Here is a 1120-nt window from a genome sequence, read left to right as displayed (position 1 = left end):
CCCCGTACGCCCGCCGCACCCCGTACCGCGTCGAGGCTCCGTTCCAGCTGACCCTCGCCGGCCGGGTGATCAGGGGCCGCATCGACGCCGTCTACCGCGACCCGGACACCGGGACGTACGAGATCGTCGACTGGAAGACCAACCGCTTCCGCACCGCCGACCCCCTCCAGCTCGCCGTCTACCGCCTTGCCTGGGCCGAGCAGCACGGCCTGCCGCCCGAGGACGTCACGGCCGCCTTCGTCTACGTCCGCACCGGCGAGGTCGTCCGCCCCGACGCCCTGCCCGACCGCGCCGCGCTGGAGCGCGTCCTGCTGGATGGGACGCCACACGGCCTTACGGCCCGCTCCGGATAGGCTCAAGGACATGAGCCCCACCCCGGACAGCGCCGTCCAGACCGTACGCACGTACATATCCGGCCACCGCGACGTCTTCCTCGACGACCTCGCCCAGTGGCTGCGCATCGCGTCCGTATCGGTCCAGCCGGAGCACGCCGCACACGTCCGGGACAGCGCCCGATGGCTCGCCGGCCACCTGAGCGCCACCGGCTTCCCGGTAGCCGAGGTGTGGGAGACCGACGGCGGCCACCCCGCCGTCTACGCGGAATGGCCCTCCGACGACCCGGACGCCCCGACCGTCCTCGTCTACGGCCACCACGACGTCCAGCCCGCCGCCCGCGAGGACGGCTGGCACACCGACCCCTTCGACCCCGTCACCCGGGACGGCCGGCTGTACGCCCGGGGCGCCGCCGACGACAAGGGGCAGGTCCTCTTCCACACCCTCGGCGTACGGGCCCACCTCGCCGCCACCGGCCGCACCACGCCCGCCGTCCACCTCAAACTGCTCGTCGAGGGCGAGGAGGAAGCCGGCTCCCCGCACTTCCGCGCCCTCGTCGAAACCCGCCGCGACCGGCTCGCCGCCGACGCCGTCATCGTCTCCGACACCGGCATGTGGTCCGAGACCACCCCCACCGTGTGCACCGGCATGCGCGGCCTCGCCGAATGCCAGATCACCCTGCACGGCCCCGGCCAGGACATCCACTCCGGCTCGTTCGGCGGCGCCGTCCCCAACCCGGCCACCGCCGCCGAACGAGCCGGAGTGGATGTCCTGGCCGGGGCCGTGC

2 protein-coding genes are annotated in these 1120 nt (G+C 73.8%); both read left to right on the top strand.

Features of this window, described 5'->3' with window-relative positions; translation table 11 throughout:
- Positions 1-353 (top strand): PD-(D/E)XK nuclease family protein (locus C6N75_RS29220; RefSeq protein ID WP_146132715.1); only part of this gene is annotated, 353 nt, incomplete at its 5' end.
- 10 nt (positions 354-363) lie between these two features.
- On the top strand, positions 364-1120 hold a 757-nt coding region (locus C6N75_RS29215), incomplete at its 3' end, for a M20/M25/M40 family metallo-hydrolase (protein ID WP_146132714.1).

The sequence above is a fragment of the Streptomyces solincola genome, from assembly GCF_002982015.1.
Classification (GTDB): Bacteria; Actinomycetota; Actinomycetes; order Streptomycetales; family Streptomycetaceae; genus Streptomyces; species Streptomyces solincola.
Note: the sequence above shows the minus strand (reverse complement) of the source record. Positions and strands in the feature narration are given on the sequence as shown.